At 71.3% G+C, this 17,565-nt stretch carries 16 protein-coding genes; 6 read left to right on the top strand and 10 right to left on the bottom strand.

Annotated features, from left to right (window positions below):
• Positions 1–104 precede the first annotated feature (104 nt).
• The gene (locus AC0NZN_RS08145) at positions 105–1,145 is read left to right on the top strand and encodes a LacI family DNA-binding transcriptional regulator (protein ID WP_474591788.1); all 1,041 of its coding nucleotides are present in this window, start codon (positions 105–107) and stop codon (positions 1,143–1,145) included.
• 30 nt (positions 1,146–1,175) lie between these two features.
• Positions 1,176–1,304: a hypothetical protein gene (locus AC0NZN_RS08140; RefSeq protein ID WP_474591787.1), complete on the top strand. Its 129-nt coding sequence runs from the start codon at positions 1,176–1,178 to the stop codon at positions 1,302–1,304.
• A gap of 18 nt (positions 1,305–1,322) precedes the next feature.
• Here AC0NZN_RS08140 and AC0NZN_RS08135 read toward each other — a convergent pair whose 3' ends face one another.
• The gene (locus tag AC0NZN_RS08135; protein ID WP_474591786.1) at positions 1,323–5,063 is read right to left on the bottom strand and encodes a proline dehydrogenase family protein; all 3,741 of its coding nucleotides are present in this window, start codon (positions 5,061–5,063) and stop codon (positions 1,323–1,325) included.
• A 122-nt stretch (positions 5,064–5,185) separates the two neighbouring features.
• Between AC0NZN_RS08135 and AC0NZN_RS08130 the strand changes: the two genes are divergently transcribed.
• Positions 5,186–6,097, top strand: a complete 912-nt coding sequence (locus AC0NZN_RS08130; RefSeq protein WP_474591785.1) for a LysR family transcriptional regulator — start codon at positions 5,186–5,188, stop codon at positions 6,095–6,097.
• A 42-nt stretch (positions 6,098–6,139) separates the two neighbouring features.
• The gene (locus tag AC0NZN_RS08125) at positions 6,140–7,234 is read left to right on the top strand and encodes a polysaccharide deacetylase family protein (protein WP_474591784.1); all 1,095 of its coding nucleotides are present in this window, start codon (positions 6,140–6,142) and stop codon (positions 7,232–7,234) included.
• Here AC0NZN_RS08125 and AC0NZN_RS08120 read toward each other — a convergent pair whose 3' ends face one another.
• Positions 7,235–7,699: a hypothetical protein gene (locus AC0NZN_RS08120; RefSeq protein ID WP_474591783.1), complete on the bottom strand. Its 465-nt coding sequence runs from the start codon at positions 7,697–7,699 to the stop codon at positions 7,235–7,237.
• 118 nt (positions 7,700–7,817) lie between these two features.
• Positions 7,818–8,378, bottom strand: a complete 561-nt coding sequence (locus AC0NZN_RS08115; protein WP_474591782.1) for an acyl-CoA thioesterase — start codon at positions 8,376–8,378, stop codon at positions 7,818–7,820.
• Between the two features lie 196 nt (positions 8,379–8,574).
• On the opposite strand from AC0NZN_RS08115, the gene AC0NZN_RS08110 reads away from it, so the two are divergent.
• Together AC0NZN_RS08110 and cofE are read left to right on the top strand one after the other, a co-directional pair.
• Positions 8,575–9,081, top strand: a complete 507-nt coding sequence (locus AC0NZN_RS08110) for an N-acetyltransferase family protein (protein WP_474591781.1) — start codon at positions 8,575–8,577, stop codon at positions 9,079–9,081.
• A 10-nt stretch (positions 9,082–9,091) separates the two neighbouring features.
• Positions 9,092–9,874, top strand: a complete 783-nt coding sequence (cofE, locus tag AC0NZN_RS08105) for a coenzyme F420-0:L-glutamate ligase (RefSeq protein ID WP_474591780.1) — start codon at positions 9,092–9,094, stop codon at positions 9,872–9,874.
• Positions 9,875–9,890: 16 nt separating this feature from the next.
• Here cofE and AC0NZN_RS08100 read toward each other — a convergent pair whose 3' ends face one another.
• From AC0NZN_RS08100 to AC0NZN_RS08070, 7 genes are all read right to left on the bottom strand, one after another.
• Positions 9,891–10,766 carry an LLM class flavin-dependent oxidoreductase gene (locus AC0NZN_RS08100; protein ID WP_474591779.1) on the bottom strand — a complete coding sequence of 292 codons (876 nt, stop codon included), beginning with the start codon at positions 10,764–10,766 and terminating at the stop codon, positions 9,891–9,893.
• A gap of 114 nt (positions 10,767–10,880) precedes the next feature.
• Entirely contained in the window at positions 10,881–11,729 is an 849-nt protein-coding gene (locus AC0NZN_RS08095; protein ID WP_474591778.1) for a hypothetical protein, read from the bottom strand.
• The gene (locus AC0NZN_RS08090) at positions 11,726–12,403 is read right to left on the bottom strand and encodes a response regulator (protein ID WP_474591777.1); all 678 of its coding nucleotides are present in this window, start codon (positions 12,401–12,403) and stop codon (positions 11,726–11,728) included. The genes AC0NZN_RS08095 and AC0NZN_RS08090 overlap by 4 nt, the downstream gene beginning before the upstream one ends.
• Positions 12,391–13,806, bottom strand: coding sequence for a sensor histidine kinase (locus tag AC0NZN_RS08085; protein ID WP_474591776.1), 1,416 nt, complete (start codon positions 13,804–13,806; stop codon positions 12,391–12,393). The genes AC0NZN_RS08090 and AC0NZN_RS08085 overlap by 13 nt, the downstream gene beginning before the upstream one ends.
• 101 nt (positions 13,807–13,907) lie before the next feature.
• Complete coding sequence (locus AC0NZN_RS08080; RefSeq protein ID WP_474591775.1) at positions 13,908–15,707, bottom strand: cytochrome b/b6 domain-containing protein; 1,800 nt, start codon at positions 15,705–15,707, stop codon at positions 13,908–13,910.
• 3 nt (positions 15,708–15,710) lie between these two features.
• Entirely contained in the window at positions 15,711–16,682 is a 972-nt protein-coding gene (locus AC0NZN_RS08075; RefSeq protein WP_474591774.1) for an electron transfer flavoprotein subunit alpha/FixB family protein, read from the bottom strand.
• Between the two features lie 13 nt (positions 16,683–16,695).
• Entirely contained in the window at positions 16,696–17,472 is a 777-nt protein-coding gene (locus AC0NZN_RS08070) for an electron transfer flavoprotein subunit beta/FixA family protein (RefSeq protein WP_474591773.1), read from the bottom strand.
• Between the last annotated feature and the right edge of the window lie 93 nt (positions 17,473–17,565).

Below are 17,565 nucleotides of genomic sequence, written 5' to 3'. Positions count from 1 at the left end.
CGAATCCGTCATGTTGCATCGCCCGCGAGCGACACCGGAATAACGTTAGAAATGCGTTGCGGTATCTTGCTTCGAGAGGAAGAGTCAGGAAGAACGGAGGGTCGATGGGGACCACCATGCACGATGTCGCCCGGGTCGCCGGCGTCTCCATCAAGACCGTTTCGAACGTCATCAACGACTACCCGCACGTCCGCCCCCGGACGAAAGCCCGGGTCCTGGCCGCCATCGACGAACTCGACTATCGCCCGAACCTGTCGGCTCGTGGCCTGAGGTCCGGCAGAACCGGCATCATCGGCTTGACCGTGCCGAAGCTGCGCGAGAACTACTTCGCGGAGCTCGCGGATGCCGTCATCGAGGCGGCGCAGAAGCGCGGACTCGGGGTGGTCGTCGAGCAGACCAACGAGGCTCGTGAGAGCGAGATCCAAGCCGTGACGGGCGGCCGCCTGCGATTCCTCGACGGACTGCTGTTCAGCCCCGTTTCGCTGGGTCAGGACGACGTCGATCTGCTGAACTCGGACCTGCCGCTGGTGCTGCTCGGCGAGCGGATCTTCGGTGGGCCGACCGACCACGTCGCGATGCACAACGTCTCTGCGGCGGAGGCGGCGGTCGAGCATCTGCTCGGCGTCGGCCGCCGTCGGATCGCCGTCGTGGGCGAGACGGGTGAGCATCCCGATGTCGCCAGCTCGGCCAACCTTCGGCTGCAGGGATACCGGCGGGCTCTGGAGCGCGCCGGCATCCCGTTCGATCCCATCCTGGTCCGTCGCGCCGAGAGATGGACGCGGCAGGCAGGAGCCACCGCGACGCGCGACCTGCTGGCCGAGGGCATCGATTTCGACGCCGTCTTCGCCCTCAATGACACTCTCGGTCTCGGTGTGCTCCGCGCTCTCGGCGAGTCCGGGGCGCGCGTGCCCGACGATGTCGCCGTGATCGGCTTCGACAACGTCGAGGAGTCACAGTTCTCGGTGCCGTCGATGTCGACGATCGACCCGGGCCGGACGGAGATCGCCCGGCTCGCCGTCGACCTGTTGATCGAGCGCATCAATGAGAAAGGTGAGCGCATTCCACCGCGGACGATACGGCCCGCGTTCCAGGTCGTGCGTCGCGAGTCGACGGGGTTCCCGGACGAGCCGGAGGGTCCGCGATGATCGCGTGCACCCTGGAGGATGCGGGGTTGCATGTGTGATCTCGACCGCTCGCGCCGCTTCCACAACGAGGTGTCGCTCCCCGTGACGACCCGCGTGGGAAGTGCGGCCTTCACCATCGAACCGGGAACAGAGCTGATCGAGGTCGAAGTCCACCCCTGACACAGCGCATCACGGCGGTCAGATGACGGCCTCACTCCAGTCGTCCGGGTTGCCGAAGCGGTGGGCGGTGATCGTGACCGACTGCTCGTGCACGAACGGCAGCAGCTCGAGACGGCCGGCCGTCGTCACCTCGTTGTCGTAGACCGCCAGGTCGGGGCTTCCTCCGGTCGCCTCGGCGACGCGGCGGTGGAGGTCTGCGACGGCCTCCCGCGACCCGACGAGCCGGGCACGGGAGGCGTCGGAGGCGACGATGCGCGCGATCCACTCGTCGTCGGTCTCGACGTGAACGGCGACGCCGGCTTCGGACAGCACTCGGCCGACGCCGGCCGGGAGCCCCGTGGCGAGCGAGAGGGCGAACCGGCCTCCGGCACGCACGCCGGCGATCGCGACGCGCAGCACCTCCTGCAGCGACGCCGCGGAAACGGCGCGCACCGAGACCTCGATCGGGCGGTACCGGAACAGGTTGCGCTCCACCTCGAGCCTCGACACGTCGCGAACCTGTCCGAACTCCCGATCCCATGCGACGGCATCGGACAGGGCGGCGCGGCGCAGCCATTCGAACGCGGGGTAGTCGAGCGCCGGCTGGGCGGCCTCCATGAGCGACGTGATGCGGGAGTCGAGGCCGCGCAGGTGCAGCGTCGATGACCCTCCGCCCGACGACGCCCGCCACGACCCGAGCCCGACCAGGTAGTTGGGGCCGCCGGCCTTCGCCCCGGCACCGACCGACGAGCGCTTCCAGCCGCCGAAGGGCTGGCGCTGCACGATGGCGCCTGTGATGCCGCGGTTGACGTAGAGGTTGCCCGCCTGCACGTTGTCGAGCCACAGGCGAAGGTCGTCCGGGCTCTGCGTGTAGAGACCGGCGGTGAGGCCGTACGCGACCGCGTTCTGCAGCTCGATCGCAGCACTCAGGGTGGGTGCGTGCATGACGCCGAGCACCGGCCCGAAGAACTCCTCCTTGTGGAATCGCGAACCCGGGCGCACGCCGACGCGGATGCCGGGAGACCACAGCCGGCCCTCGAGCTCGGGTCCCGCATCCACCGTGCGAGGCTGAAGCAGCCAATCCTCGCCCTCATCGAGGGTCGTGAGCGCCCACTCGAGCTTGCCTTGCGGCACCTCGATCACCGGTCCGACCTCGGCGAGCGGATCGGACGGGGCCCCGACGCGCAGCGAGGTCGCGGCATCCACCAGCTGTCGCGCGAACCGCCGAGACCTCCCGACCGGCCCGACGAGGATCGCGAGCGAGGCGGCGGAGCACTTCTGTCCGGCGTGTCCGAAGGCGCTCTTGACGAGATCGGACGCGGCGAGGTCGAGGTCGGCCGTCGGCATGACGATCATGGCGTTCTTGCCGCTGGTCTCCGCGAGGAGCGGCAGCTCGGGCCGCCACGAGCGGAACAGCGCCGCCGTCTCGTACGACCCGGTGAGGATGACGCGATCGACATCCGGGTGCGCGACCAGCTGCTTGCCGAGCGCGCCCTCCTCGATGTCGACGAGTGCGAGGACGTCGCGCGGGACGCCGGCCTCCCACAGCGCCTCGGCGATCACGGCGGCGCACCGGCGCGCCTGCGGCGCGGGCTTGAACACCACGCCCGATCCGGCGGCGAGCGCGGCGATCACTCCGCCGGCGGGGATCGCGACGGGGAAGTTCCACGGGGGCGTGACGACGGTGAGTCGCGCCGGCACGAAGACCGCACCGCTGACCCGGTCGAGCTCCCGCACGGTCGCCGCGTAGTAGTTCGCGAAGTCGACGGCCTCGCTCACCTCGACATCGCCCTCGGCGAAGACCTTGCCGGTCTCGGACGCGGCGACCTCGATGAGGTCCCCGCGTCGCGCCTCGAGGGCGCGGGCCGCGGCCAGGAGCACGGCCGAGCGCTCGGCGGCGGGACGGGATCCCCAGGATGCGGCGGCCTCCCGCACGCCCGCCACGATCTGCTCGAGGGTGCCCTCGTCGGTGACGCGCGCGTCGGCGAGCGTCGAATCCCCCAGCGTGGACGTCTCGATGCGCGACACGATGTCGCGCGCCCACGCACGGTTCGCGGGCAGCGCGGGGTCGGAGTCGGGCGTGTTGCGGAAGCCCGGGGCACCGGCCGCCCCCGCGCCCGACTCGCGGGCCGCGTAGACGGCGGTCTCGACGTAGTCGTCCTTGCCGAACCGCTGCGATTCGGCGCTCGGCTCGAGGGGCTGCGTGTCGGCGGGCTCCGCGGTCCGTGAGCCCCGGGCGATGCCGAGCACGGCCTCGGTCAGCGCGTCGTCGTCCCCGCGAGCCGCGTCGCGCAGCCGCGATCGCACCCCGGGCGCCGGCTCGGCCGCGCGATCCTGCCGGCGGTTCGGTCCTGTCGGCAGCGCCGGATCGATCGACCGTTCGAGCGACGCGACGAATCGGTCGCGCTCGCGCTCGAAGAGCGTCGGCTCGTCGGCGAGATGGAACGCGGCCGAGAGGAAGTTCTCGTCGGACGCGTTCTCCTCGAGCCGACGCACGAGGTAGCTGATGGCGACGTCGAACTCGTCGGGCCGCACGACCGGCACATAGAGCAGCACCTCGCCGACCTCGCGGGTCACGGCCGCGACCTGCCCCTGGGCCATGCCGAGCAGCATCTCGAACTCCACCCGGTCGCGCACCCCGCGCTCTCCGGCGAGCAGCCAGGCGTAGGCGACGTCGAAGAGGTTGTGCCCCGCGATGCCGATGCGCACGGCATCCACGCGCTCGCGGTGCAGCGCGACGCCGAGGCACCGGATGTAGTTCGCGTCGGAGTCGAGCTTCGACCCGTAGGTCGCGAGCGGCCATCCGTGCATGGCGGCATCCACCCGCTCCATGGCGAGGTTCGCGCCCTTCACGAGCCGGATCTTGATCGGTGCGCCGCCGTCTGCGACGTGCTCCTGCGCCCACGCGGTCAGGCGGTCGAGCGCCGGGAGGGCGTCGGGCAGGTAGGCCTGCAGCACGATCCCCGCCTCGAGCGTCTTCAGGCGCGGGTCGGAGAGGATGCGGGTGAACACCGCGATCGTCAGGTCGAGGTCGCGGTACTCCTCCATGTCGAGGTTGATGAAGGTCGCGTCCTGAGCGGCGGTCAGATACAGCGGCGTCAGTCGCTCGACCACCTTGTCGACGACCTCGTCGAACGCCCACATCGAGATGTGGCTCGCGACGGCCGAGACCTTGACGGACACGTAGTCGACGTCCGGACGGCGGATCAGCTCATGGATGCCGTCCAGCCGACGCAGCGCCTCGGTCTCGCCCAGCACCGCCTCGCCCAGGAGGTTGAGGTTCAGCCGGTGGCCGCCCGCGCGGATCTTATCGAGCGCCGCGCCGAGCTTCTCGGGGCGCGCGTCCACGATCAGGTGTCCGACCATCTCGCGCAGCACGCGGCGGGCGATCGGCACGGTGGGGGTGGGCAGCAGCGGGGCCACGGCGCCGCCGGTGCGGACCGCGGCGCGGAGGTACCACGGCAGGAATCCCGGCACGAGCGGGGCGACGCGATGCAGGTGGGATGCTGCGGCCGAGAGGCTCTCGGGCCGCATCACACCGTCGACGAACCCGATGGTGAACGGCAGCCCGTTCTCGTCGCGCAGCACGCCGGCGAGCCGCTCGGCGGAGGGGTCGACGTCTGCCGCCGCGGCCTCGCGCACCCAGCGCTCGGCGAGGGCGATCGCACGGTCGGCGAGGTCCCCGCTGGTCCGCGGGGAGGGCGTCGTGGGCGAGCCCGCGTGCCCGGAGGCTCCGAGCGACGAGCCCGCGGCTCGGGGAGAAGGCGTGGGGACTGACATGAGGACCTGCTTCGCTGCAAGAGGGCAGAGGGGATGCATCCAGCTTGCCTCGCTTGACCCATCGACAAAAGCGACCGTCTACGATGAGTACCGATCGAATAAGCTGAAGGGAGCTGCCCGCGTTGTTCGAGCTGCGCCGCCTCCGTCTGCTGCACGAGCTCGCGTTGCGCGGCACTTTGGCCGCGGTCGCCGAGGCCCTGTCGTACAGCCCGTCCACGGTGTCGCAGCAGCTGGCGCAGCTGGAGAAGGATGCGGGCGTCCCGCTGCTCGAGCCCGACGGTCGGCGGGTGCGGCTCACGGAGTACGGTGCGGCCCTCGCGGCGCATGCCTCACGGGCGCTGGAACTCGAGGAACGGGTGCGCGGCGAGCTCGCCGCGCTGGAGCCCGGATCGGGCCGTGTGCGGGTGGCGGCCTTCCAGACCGCGGCGCACGGCATCCTTCCCGCCGCCCTCGATCTGCTCGCCCTGCGCATCCCGCGCCTGCGCGTCGAGGTCGCCGAGCTGCCGCCCGAGGAGGGGCTGTTCGAGCTCGTCGCCCGGGGAGTCGACCTCGTCGTCGCCGAGCAGTACCCCGGCCACACCCGCGAGCGGGTGAGCGGTCTCACTCGCGAGACGATCGGCGGCGACGCCATCCGTCTCGCGACCCCGCCCGGCGACGACGCGCGGTCTCTCGCGGAGCTCTCGGGACGCGCCTGGGTCATGGAGCCCGAAGGCACGGCAGCCCGTCAGTGGGCTGTGCAGCAGTGCCGTGCCGCGGGCTTCGAGCCCGACGTCCGCTTCGAGATCGCCGATCTCACCGCGCACGCGCGGCTCATTGCGACAGGGCATGCGGTCGGGTTGCTACCGGATCTCCTCTGGACCGATCAGCGGGCGAACGTCCGGCTCGTGGAGCTGCCCGGTCGTCCGAGCCGCGAGATCTTCACCGCCACGCGCACGTCGGCGGCCGCTCAGCCGGCGGTCTCCGCCATGCGGGAGGCCTTGCGCGACGCATTCACGGCGCGTCGCTCACAGCCCTCATCCACTCTGCCGACGTAGCATCGCTCGACCCGAATCTCTCCCCTGCCAGGAGCATGCCCGATGCCCTCCCCTTCGCGACGCCCGGGTGGCCCACTCGCCTGGATGATCGTCGGCGCCGCCTGCCTGGTCGTCGGCACCCTCATCGTCACCGGCGTCACCGCTGCGATGGGCGGCCGATCCCCCGCGCCGTCGCACGTCACCGCGGCAGCGATCGCGCATGTCCCGCGCGCCGCGGCGGCCGAGCCCGACCAGTGCACCGTCGAGTTCGCGGGCCCGGACATCCACGTGGCGGCCCAGTCGCAGCTCATCGGCACCCTGTACGACCAGCTGCCGATCCCCGAGCGCAGCGGCGAGGTCTTCACGGGGTGGTACCGCACCGCGGCGGATGCGGCATCCGTCCACCAGCTGGCGCGGGTCAACGGCGCACAGATCGTCGCCTGCCCGTCCGGCTCCGAGACCCTCTACGGCGGATGGATGACGTCGGCTGCCGTCGCCGCCCAGAAGGTCGGCGTGCCGATCCTGATGTACCACCAGTTCACCCAGAACCCTGCGGGGAACAACGGCCGGCTCAAGGCGAACTACGACGACATCGGCGCGTTTCAGCAGAACATCGCCTATCTCGCCCAGAAGAGGTTCTACCTTCCGACGTGGGACGAGCTGAACGCCTTCATCGACGGAAAGCTGTATCTGCCGCACCACTCGGTCATCGTCACCGACGACGATGCCGACCCGACATGGGAGAGCATGGGCGTTCCGATCGTGACGAAGTACAAGGTGCTGACGACCTCCTTCGTCATCACGAGATACCGGCAGGCGCCCTCGCCGTCGGTCTATGTGCTCCAGCGCTCACACACGAACGACATGCACTCGGCCGGCGCGAACGGCAAGGGCAAGATGGTGAACTTCACGGTGCCGCAGATCGTGGCCGACCTCGACACCTCCGTGCAGATCCTCGGCGGCGCGCGTGAGGTGCTCGCGTATCCGTTCGGGCACTTCGACGCGACCGCCGAGGAGGGTCTGCGCGAGGCGGGATTCGAGATGGCCGTCACCACGGAGCACGGATACGTGCATGCGGGGGCGACCAAGCTCGAACTGCCTCGCGTGCGGATCAGCTACGGCATGACCCAGCAGCAGTTCATCGACGCGGTCGGCTGATCAGGCCGGCCGGCGATCCGGCGGCGGGGTGTTCGACACGCGCGCGGGGTCAGCCGTCGTCGGGGATCCGTCGTCGTTCACATAGGGGTCGGTCTGATCCGCCTTGCGACGCGTCTCGGCCTCCTGCTCGCGGAGCTTCTCGGCTTCGGTCCGGTGGTCGTCGATGGCGGCTGAGCGGCGCCGGGCGTCGACCGATGCCTGCGCGGCGCGCGCCTTGGCGTCCTCGGCCGCGGCAGCGGCGGCAGCGGCGTCGGCGCGGGCTCGAGCCGCCTCGGCCTCGTGCTGCTGCGCCCTGATCGCGGTCTCCCGCGCATCGTCGCGCATCTCCTCGGCCTTGTCGTGCCGGACCTCCAGGCGGTGCTCACGGCGCCCACGGCTCGCTGCCATGAGGGCGATGACGACGCCGACGATCACCAGGACGGCGATGATGCCGACGACGATCCAGATGAGGGTGCTCGAATCCATGGCGCACTCCTTCCTTCGTGCGCCGATCGGGACACCAGCGCTCGACGGTCCACGAAACCCCACGACGCGAGCATCGCAAACGGGGTTGACCGAGACGGAGCGGTGCGCTATCCCGCGATCAATGCCACACGCTCGGCGCCGGTCGGCGTGTGGAGGGCAGGGCGGATGCGGCGGCCCATTCGTGCACCCACGGCTCGACGTCCGGCACGCCCTCGGGGCGCCCGACCGCGGCGAACAGCTCATCGTGAGACAGGGTGCCGCCGGCCTTCTTGAGCAGGCGGGCCCGCACGATGGCGCGCGCATAGACCTCGCCGTCCACCACCGCACGATGCTCCATGTACACGGCGCGGTCGTCGTGGCCGAGCATCCGCGACTCGACGACGAACCGCTGCCACAGCTCTAGCGACTTGCGGAACGTGACCGTCTCCGACGACACCACGGCGTACCACCCGTGCGTGCTCATCGCATCCCAGATCCCGGTCCGCACGAGCAGGTCCCAGCGGCCCAGGTCGAAGAGCGACAGGTAGCGGCCGTTGTTCATGTGCCGAAGGATGTCGATGTCCGTCGGCAGCGTGGTCAGCCGGATGCGGCTCACCTCCGACGGCGCCAGCGCCTGGCCGCGTCGCAGTCGACGCCGGGCCGCGAGGTGCACGAGGAGCGTTCGCCAGATCACGTTCACGAGGGGCGATCGTAGCCTTCCTCGATTGTTCTGCCGATTGGATTGTGGAATGCCTACAGCATGAGCCGTTCGCGACCGGGCGACCACCGAGCAGTTGACTGAACCGCGGACGACTTTCGCATCCGCTCGGCACCCCCCGTTCACCTGCCGTTCCCTCGATTTCCGGTCTCGGCGGGACCCGCGTAGAGTCTCGCGCATGGCTACCGAGATGCACACCGAAGTCGTTGTCCGTCCGGTCCGTGACGTGGATGCGGAAGCCCTCGGCCGCGTGCACGCGACGTGCTGGCATGAGACCTACGACCACCTGATCAGCAAGGCCGCGCTCGAGGCCGTCTCGCCCAAGCGCCTCGCCGAACTGTGGACCCACTGGGCCGCCCAGGGTCCGGAGTTCACCATGCGGGCCGCGCTGGTCGACGGCGAGATCGTCGGCTTCGTGGGTTCGGGCCCCGCACGCGACAAGGATGCTCCGCGCTTCCGTGAGCTCTACTTCATCTACCTGCTCGACGCTTACCACGGCACCGGCATCGGCCAGCAGCTGTTCGACGCGGCCGTCGAGGAGGGCGAGTCCATCTACCTGTGGGTCGCCGACGACAACCCCCGTGCGCACCGCTTCTATGAGCGAAACGGCTTCCAGCTCGACGGCGCTCAGCACACCGAGCCGTTCCTCGGCGAGACGCTGACCGAAGTCCGCTTCGTCCGCTGATCGTCCGGGCGTGCTGACGGTCTGGGCGCTGCCCGGCATCCCCGAGATCACCGCCGGCGCCGACCTCGTCGCTCTGATCGCAGACGCTGCGGGCGACAGCCTTCGCGACGGCGACATCCTCGTCGTCACTTCGAAGATCGTCTCCAAGGCCGAGGATCGCTTCGTGACTGCCGCCGACCGCGAGGACGCGATCACGGCCGAGACGGTGCGGCTCGTCGCATCCCGCACCTCCGACACGGGCCACACGACCCGGATCGTCGAGAACCGTCTGGGCATCGTGGCGGCCGCCGCGGGAGTGGATGCGTCGAACACGCCCGAGGGCACGGTCCTGCTGCTGCCCGAGGACCCGGACGCGTCGGCCCGTGGCCTCGCGGCCGGCCTGCGGGAGCGCCTCGGCATCGAGGTCGGAGTCATCGTCTCCGACACCCTCGGCCGCGCCTGGCGCGAGGGTCAGACCGACTCGGCGATCGGGGCAGCCGGCATCCACGTCTTCGACGACCTGCGCGGAACGACGGATGCCGAGGGCCGCCCGCTGGTCGTCACCCTCCCCTGCGTCGCCGACGAGCTCGCGGCGGCCACGGATCTCGTCAAGGGCAAGGCCGCGCGGCTGCCGGTCGCGGTCGTCCGCGGACGTGCTGATCTCGTCGGCTCGCTCGACCTCCCGGGGGCGCGCTCGATCGTGCGGCCCGCCGAGCGCGACATGTTCCACCAGGGCGCGGACGAGGCGTACGCCGAGGGCTTCGCCGCCGGCGCGGCATCCCTGACCCGCGGGCCTCTCGACCCGTCCGCCTGAAGCCTCAGCCGGCAGATCAGCGCAAGCGCGCGAGCGCCTGCTCGTGCACGCCCGGGTCGGACCCCATCCCGGCCGGCGATTCGGGGCCGTAGACGACGAGCTCGTCGAAGCCCAGGCCGGCCGCGCGCTCGGCCGCGACGACGTAGTCGTCGACGCTCGCCGTCGGACGAACCCGACCGAAGCCGAGCAGCAGCGACCGTCGCACCGACCCCGGATCACGGCCCACCGCCGCGCACCCGTCGGAGAAGCCCGACAGCTGGGTGCCGAGAAGTGCCCAGAAGTCCTCGGCCTCGAGCGTCGTCGATCCCGGGCCGCCGTACGTGTTCCAGGAGTCGGCGTGCGCCGCCGCGAGCGCGAGGGCACGCGGCCCGTGCGCGGCGAGCATGAGCTCGGGCGCCTCGGCGCCCTCCGGCATGGCTGTCGTCTCGAGTCCGCGGAACGAGATGGTCCCGCCCTCCCAGTCGGTGGCGCCGTCGAGCACGGCGAGGTAGCCGCGGACGACGTCGGCGAAGCGTGCCGACATCTCGCCGAGCTCATCGCGCCGCCCGTGATCGGCGAGCGCGCAGGTCGGCGAGCCCATGCCGAGACCGAGGACCAGCCGGCCACCCGTGATGTCCTGCACGGTCATCGCGACACGGGCCAGGGCGACCGGGGTGCGCAGGACGGCGGAGGCCACCAGCGTGCCCAGCCTGATCCGCTCGGTCACGGCCGCCGCGGCCGTCAGGGTGGTGAACGCCTCACCCAGCCACATTCCGGGGGAGGTGGCGTGGGTGAGGTGGTCGTAGGTGTACACCGCGTCGTAGCCGACGTCCTCGGCCCAGCGGTACCAGCGCTGCTGCTCGCGCCACGCGCCGACGGGTGGGATGACGAGACTGATCCGGTCGAGTGCCATGGGGACCATGGTGACACCTGGCGCAGACGCCGGTGCGCCCGCCGCGCGGACTGTCCGCTGAACCTCAAGACGGATGCAGGGGACGCCCCGGCATCCCCCGCATCCGTCTCGTCGTCACGGGGTCGGCTGCAGCGTCACCTGACCGGCCGACACGTGAACGTCCACGGTGCTGGAGGCCCCCGACTGCGTCGACAGCCGGTTGTCGACGTGCCCGGCGGAGACGTCGGACGTCACGTCGTACGAGCCCTGCGGAAGCGAGAGGGTCAGGGCACCCGCATCCACCTGCACGGTCGTCCGACTCGGCTGGCTGCCACGGAGCACGGCGTTCATCGCCCCGGCCGTGACCGTGAGGTCGGCCGTGTTGACGCCGGACAGGTCGAGGTCCCCTCGCCCGGCGCTGGTCTTGGCGAGGAGGTCCGTGGCCGAGCCGTCGACGCGCGCAGACCCCGCCTGCAGGTCGAGGTTGACGGAGCCGAAGTCACCGTTCGCCGTGAGGTCTCCTGCGGCGACGGTCAGCGCAGCATCCAGCCCGTGCATCGAGTTCGGCAGACGCAGCGTCGCCTGATCGGACGGCCCGAAGAACCCGTCCCAGCCGAAGCGACGGTCGGGTGAGCTGACGACGAGCTTCGCGCCGTCGACCTTCATGGTCCACGGACCGGAGCCCGCGGAGACCTGGGACTCGAGTCGCGGCTGCGCGACATCGGCGAACTCGACCTGCAGACGGCCGGCGTTGAGGTGGACCTCCAGGGTGTCCACGCCCGACACGTCCGATGCCGTCACGACATCCGACCGATGGGTGGTCGAGAGCATTGTGCCGAATGCGGCGATGGCCGCGGTGCCGAGGATGACGACGGCGCCGAGGACGATGGCCACGATGGCGACCGCACGGGCCCCGCCGCTCGGGCCGGACGGGGTGGGTGCCGCCGGCGCGGGTGCCGGCGGAGGAGGAGTGAGAGTGCTCATCGGAGTTCTCCTGTCTGCGGCTGGGCGCCGCTGTGCGAAATGTGCGCGAGGGCCGCGAGGACGCGGCGGTTACCGGATTCGTCGGGCTCGAGGTCGAGCTTCTGGAACACGGAGGTGATGTGCTTCTCGACGCTGCCCTCGCTGATGTGCAGCGTCTGGGCGATGGCCTGGTTCGACTTGCCCTCCGCGATGAGCGCCAGGACCGTGGACTCGCGGTCGGTGAGCCGCTGCATCCGCTCATCCCGCGTGCGCCGCCCGAGCAGCTGCGCGACCACCTCGGGGTCGAACACCGTCGCGCCGCCGGCGATCTGGGTGACGGTTTCGAGGAAGTCCCCGACGTCGGCCACGCGGTCTTTGAGCAGGTAGCCGAGGGCTCCGCCCCTGCCTGCGATCAGCTCGGTCGCGTACCGCTCCTCGACGTACTGGGAGAGGACGAGCACCGGCAGCTCTGGGTTCTCGGCCCGCAGCCGCAGCGCCGCACGGATGCCCTCGTCGGTGTGCGTCGGCGGCAGGCGGACATCCAGGATGCAGAGATCCGGCGCCTGCGTGCGCGCGACCTCGTCGACTCCGGAGGCGTCGGGCAGGGCGGCGACCACCGTGTGGCCGGCATCCTCGAGCAGCCGCACGAGGCCCTCGCGGAGGAGGACCGAGTCCTCGCAGATCAGAACGCGCACGGGATGCTCACCTCCACCGTGGTCGGTCCGCCGACCGGGCTCTCCAGGCGGAACGTGCCGCCGACGCCGAGCACCCGGTTGCCGAGTCCGTCGAGTCCGCCGCCGGGCACGATCGTCGCGCCGCCGATGCCGTCGTCCTCGATGCGCGCCCACAGGATGCCGGTTCCGGCCGGTGTCGCGGTGGCGCCCGGGGTGGGTTCGGCGACCCGCTGCCGCACGAGCACGCGGCACTGGGCGGCGCGCGAATGCTTCGCGGCGTTCGTGAGGGCCTCGGCGATCACAAAGTAGACGGCCGCCTCGACGTCGGGGTTGCACCGGTGCTCGAGCCGGACGTCGAGCACGACGGGCACGGGCGACCGCGCCGCAAGGGCGGAGAGGGCGGCATCGAGTCCGCGATCGGTGAGGACGGAGGTGTGGATGCCGCGGGCCAGTTGCCGGAGCTCCGTGATCGCCGCCTTGGTCGAGGCGTGCGCCTCCGCGATGAGCGCCTTCGCGGCTTCGGGGTCGTCGTCGATCTTCTGCTGGGCGAGGCCCAGCGTCATCCCGACCGAGACCAGCCGCGGCTGGACGCCGTCGTGCAGGTCGCGCTCGATGCGCGTGCGCTCGACATCGGCCGCGCGGACCGCGCCGGCGCGCTGCGCCTGCGATGTGCGCGCCTGCTCGGCGAGCGCCGCCTCACGCGACGGCACGAGGATCACGCGGACGAGAAGCCCGTCCAGGAGAGCGAGACCGATGATGATGGCGAGGCCGATGATGATCTGCCCGAGGCCGACCGGCACGGCCCAGGCCAGAGGCACCGCGATGCCGGTGCCGCTGATGCCGACCTGGTCAGGGCTCCCCGTCACGGGGAGGAACAGCATGGCGAAGCCCGAGGCGATGCTCCGCACCTGTGCGAGGACGACGAGACCGAAGACCGTCGCGATCGCGGCACTGGCGACCGCACGCCACATGGACGGGTCGATGAACTGCAGCCCCAGCGTGCGGAGGAAGCCGCTGAAGCCGGGGCGGCCGCTCGTCCGCGGCCGGCGGGGCGCCAGCCCGAACCCGTACAGGCCATCGACCCGGGCCACCTCGGCCCATCCCAGGGCGAAGAGCAGGTATTCGAGGGCGATGAGCAGGAGGATGCCGATGCCGAAGACGAAGAGCAGCCCGATGCCGGTCGCGAGGACGGCGAAGAGCATCCCGAAGTAGGCGGAGCCGATGGCGCCGTACGCCGCGAGCTGGAGCGCAGACCCGGCGACCCGCCCGGGCGTCGCGATGCGGACGCGCGCGGTCGGCGTGGGCGGCGCGGGCCGCGCGGTGGCCGCGGGCGGCGGTGTGGGTGCTGCCGACGCTGCAGGGGCTGCGGGGGCCACGCGGTCGGTGGACCCGGGCATCGGTCCGGCGGTGGTGGGAGTGGTCATGCCTCAAAGGTAGGACTCGGCATCCCGCCTCGCCCCTGAGGCATCCGGACAGTTCTCTTCCGGTTATCCCCCCGGGGCCATCCCCCGCCGCGACGTGCTGCTCACCGGCCGCTGACCTTGCCGAACAGACGGGCGATGGGAGCCAGGACGAGCGGGCGGGCGGCCACCCAGGCCGCGGCGATGACGACGAGGGATGCGACGAAGATCCAGAACCCGACCCAGTTCACCTGGTCGGAGGAGGCGTACATGTGGTTCAGGTTCCGCAGTGCCCCCGTGGCCAGCACCAGGGTGACGTGGACGATGATGAACAGCACGAAGTAGAGCATCACCGGGAAGTGCACGGCCCGCGCCCACTCCACCGGGTAGGCCTGCGACAGGCGCTTCGCGTTCTTCGGCCACACCCCGGACATGCGCACCCCCGTGGCGATCGCGAGCGGGGCGGCGATGAACACGGTCGCGAAGTACGTGAGCTGCTGCAGGCTGTTGTAGTTGACCCAGCCGTCCTCGGTCGGCCAGTCCAGCGATACGTACTGCAGCGCCGCGGAGATCGCGTTCGGGAACACCGACCAGCTCGTCGGGATGAGACGCATCCACTGCCCCGTCACGAACAGCAGGATCACGAAGATCACGCCGTTGATGATCCACAGCAGGTCGAGCGACTGGTGGAACCACAGCGTGAGGCTGATCTTGCGCTTGGGGTTGCTCTTCGGCGTCCAGAACACGCTCGGCCGCTTCTCGCGGCGGACGGTGAGGCCGGTGCGGATGATCAGCACCATGAAGAAGACGTTGAAGAAGTGCTGCCAGTTCAGCCATGCCGGGAATCCGACCGGCGCCGCCTCGGGCAGCGGGTACGCGCCCGGGTAGGTGTGCAGGAAGTCCTGCATGAACGTCAGGCTGAGGAACCAGCGCACGAACAGCACGGCCATGCCCGCGGCGAACAGCAGCGCCGCACCGCCGACGATGACGGCACCCGCCCACTGGAGCTTCGTGAACGGGCCGATGCGCTCCGGCTCGGGGGCCGCGATCGGGGTCTTGCCCGAACGACGGTCCGCATTCCACCGCACCGCGGCCGCACCCGGAAAGGCCGTCTGCGGAGACGGGAGGGGCTCGAGGGGGCCGGCGGGCTCCGCGACGACTGCGGTCGTGACGGGGGCGGATGCTGCCGCAGGGGCGGGCGTCTCGCCGGGGCGCGGGAGGCCGCGGCGCGGGGCGGGAGCGGTGGGGGATGCGACCTCAGCCGGTTCCGCTGCGGCGGCGGGTTCCGCGGTGGATGCGGCGGCAGTGAGCTCGACGGGCGCCGGGGCGAAGTCTGCGGGCGGCCACGGCTCGCCACTCTTCACCCGCGGTAGACCGCGACGAACGGCGATCGCCGAAGTTGCGGCCGCAGCGGGAGCGGAAGCGGCTGCGACGGCAGCCGCTTCCTCAGGAGCGGCGGCAACCGTGGCCTCAGGAGCGGCGGCAACCGTGGCCTCAGGAGCGGCGGCAACCGTGGCCGCAGGACCGGCGGAACCCCCGGCAGCGGGAGCGGCGGCAACCGCGGCCGAAGCAGCAGGGGCAACCGCGGCCGCAGGCGGCCACGGCTCGCCGCCCGTCACGCGGGGCAGACCCCGCCGGAGGGAGGCGGTCGCCGCGGTGTCGGCGGCCACGGGAACCGCCGTCTGCGGCGGGGATGCGTCGTCACGCTCCGCGCGCTCGGAGGCCGGGGAGGGTGCGATGGATGCCTCAGCGATCGGGGCGACGGTGGCGGGCGCAGGCGAGGCGGCGCCGGGTTCGGCGACCGAGGCTGCCGGTTCGGCGACCGGATCGGCTGCCGCGACCGGTGCCCCTCCGTCGGCAGGCCACGGTTCGCCGCCGGCCGCGCGCGGCAGGCCGCGCCGCACCACTGTCCCGAACGTCGCCAACGCTCAGGCCTTCCGCGCCTTGAGCGCGTCGATCAGCTGCGGCACCACCGTGAACAGGTCGCCGACGACGCCGAAGTCGGCGATGTCGAAGATCGGGGCGTCGCCGTCCTTGTTGATCGCGACGATCGTCTTGGCCGTCTGCATCCCCGCCCGGTGCTGGATCGCACCCGAGATGCCGATCGCGACGTACAGCTGGGGGGACACCGAGACGCCGGTCTGCCCGACCTGGTACGACTGCGGGACGTAGCCCGCATCCACCGCCGCGCGCGATGCGCCCACCGCCGCGCCGAGCACGTCCGCGAGCTGGTCGACGAGTTCGAACTTCTCCCCCGACCCCAATCCGCGCCCGCCGGAGACGACCTTCGCCGCCCCACGCAGCTCCGGCCGGGATGACGTCGCCTGCGCCGCCTGGACGTTCGAGACGGATGCCGCGGCCTTGCCCGACGACTCGACGTCAAGGGTGTGGACCTCCGGGGTGCGCGCCTCGGCGCGGTCGTCGATGGCGCCCTGGCGGACCGTGATCACCGGCGCGCCGAAGGTCGCCGCCGAGTCGACGTTGTACGCCCCGCCGTAGACGGAGTGGTGCGCGACCACGCCCTCGGCATCCCGCGAGACTCCGACCGCGTCCACGGCGAGAGCGGAGCGGGTGCGAGCGGCGAACCGGCCCGCGACCTCGCGACCCTCGACCGAGTGCGACGCCAGCACGGCGTCGGGTCGCACCCGCGCCGCCGCGGCGGTCAGGGCGTCCACCGCCGGCACGATCAACGAGGACGGGTCTGTCTCGGCAACCAGCACCTGTGCGGCGCCGAGCCGGCCTGCGGCCTCCGCCAAGGCTACGGCGCCCGGCCCGGCGATCAGCGCCACCGGGGTGCCCACCGACGCGGCCGCGCCGAGCAGGCCGGGAGCCGACTTCGCGAGCTCGCCTGCGGGGGTGATGTCGAGGAGCACCAGAATCGAGTCGTCTGCGTAGGTCATCGTCATCCCCTTCTCACGCCAGCCGGTTCTGCACGAGGAAGTCCGCCAGCTGCTGCCCGGCATCCCCCTCGTCGACGATCTTCACACCCGCCGCGCGCGGCGGCTTCTGGGCGATCGCGATCATGATCGACCGCGCCGCCCCCGCGTCATCGGGGTCGACGTCGAGGTCGTCGAGCGACAGCGTCTCGAACGGCTTCTTCTTGGCGGCCATGATGCCCTTGAAGTTCGGGAACCGTGCGTCGGGCAGGCGCTCCGTGATCGAGATCACCGCAGGAAGCGGCGCCTCCACCCGCATCGTGCCGCCGTCCGTCGCCCGCTCGCCCGCCACGCCCGTGTCGGTCAGCTCGACGCTGTTCAGGCTGGTCGCATGGGGGATGCCGAGCACCTCGGCCACCATCGCGGGGATCACGCCGCCCGTGCCGTCGGTCGACTGGTTGCCCGCGATGATCAGGTCGAAGCCCGTGCGCTGCGCTGCCGCCGCGAGCACCTCCGCCGTGAGGCCGAGGTCGGCGCCGCGGAGCCGCTCGTCGACCACGTGCACCGCAGAGGCCGCGCCCATCGCGAGACCCTTGCGAACGGTCGCGGCGGCCGACTCCGGCGACACCGACAGCACGACGACCTCGGTGCCCGCGTGCGCGTCGGCGTACGAGAGCGCGACCTCGAGGGCACGCTCGCCGATCTCGTCGAGCACGGTCTCGCTGGCCCCGCGGTCGGCGAGACCCGTTTCGAGGTCGAGCTTGCGGTCACCATAGGTGTCCGGCACTTCCTTGACCAGGACGACGATCCTCATGAGCACTCCTTCGTCGTGATGAGTCTATGGGCGGGGGATGCACGGCATCCGGCGAGGCCGGTGAGCCTCAGTCTCAGAATACGTGAGCCTGAG

It is taken from the genome of Microbacterium sp. sgz311019 (assembly GCF_056135325.1).
This window is presented reverse-complemented; position numbering and strand designations above follow the sequence as displayed.

Bases quoted from the DNA above. Each gene is read 5' to 3' on its own strand.
- AC0NZN_RS08070 (WP_474591773.1), bottom strand. From the start codon at position 17,472: ATGAGGATCGTCGTCCTGGTCAAGGAAGTGCCGGACACCTATGGTGAC.
- AC0NZN_RS08095 (WP_474591778.1), bottom strand. From the start codon at position 11,729: ATGAGCACTCTCACTCCTCCTCCGCCGGCACCCGCGCCGGCGGCACCC.
- AC0NZN_RS08145 (WP_474591788.1), top strand. From the start codon at position 105: ATGGGGACCACCATGCACGATGTCGCCCGGGTCGCCGGCGTCTCCATC.
- AC0NZN_RS08100 (WP_474591779.1), bottom strand. From the start codon at position 10,766: ATGGCACTCGACCGGATCAGTCTCGTCATCCCACCCGTCGGCGCGTGG.
- AC0NZN_RS08135 (WP_474591786.1), bottom strand. From the start codon at position 5,063: ATGTCAGTCCCCACGCCTTCTCCCCGAGCCGCGGGCTCGTCGCTCGGA.
- AC0NZN_RS08075 (WP_474591774.1), bottom strand. From the start codon at position 16,682: ATGACCTACGCAGACGACTCGATTCTGGTGCTCCTCGACATCACCCCC.
- AC0NZN_RS08110 (WP_474591781.1), top strand. From the start codon at position 8,575: ATGGCTACCGAGATGCACACCGAAGTCGTTGTCCGTCCGGTCCGTGAC.
- AC0NZN_RS08085 (WP_474591776.1), bottom strand. From the start codon at position 13,806: ATGACCACTCCCACCACCGCCGGACCGATGCCCGGGTCCACCGACCGC.
- AC0NZN_RS08125 (WP_474591784.1), top strand. From the start codon at position 6,140: ATGCCCTCCCCTTCGCGACGCCCGGGTGGCCCACTCGCCTGGATGATC.
- AC0NZN_RS08140 (WP_474591787.1), top strand. From the start codon at position 1,176: ATGTGTGATCTCGACCGCTCGCGCCGCTTCCACAACGAGGTGTCGCTC.
- AC0NZN_RS08120 (WP_474591783.1), bottom strand. From the start codon at position 7,699: ATGGATTCGAGCACCCTCATCTGGATCGTCGTCGGCATCATCGCCGTC.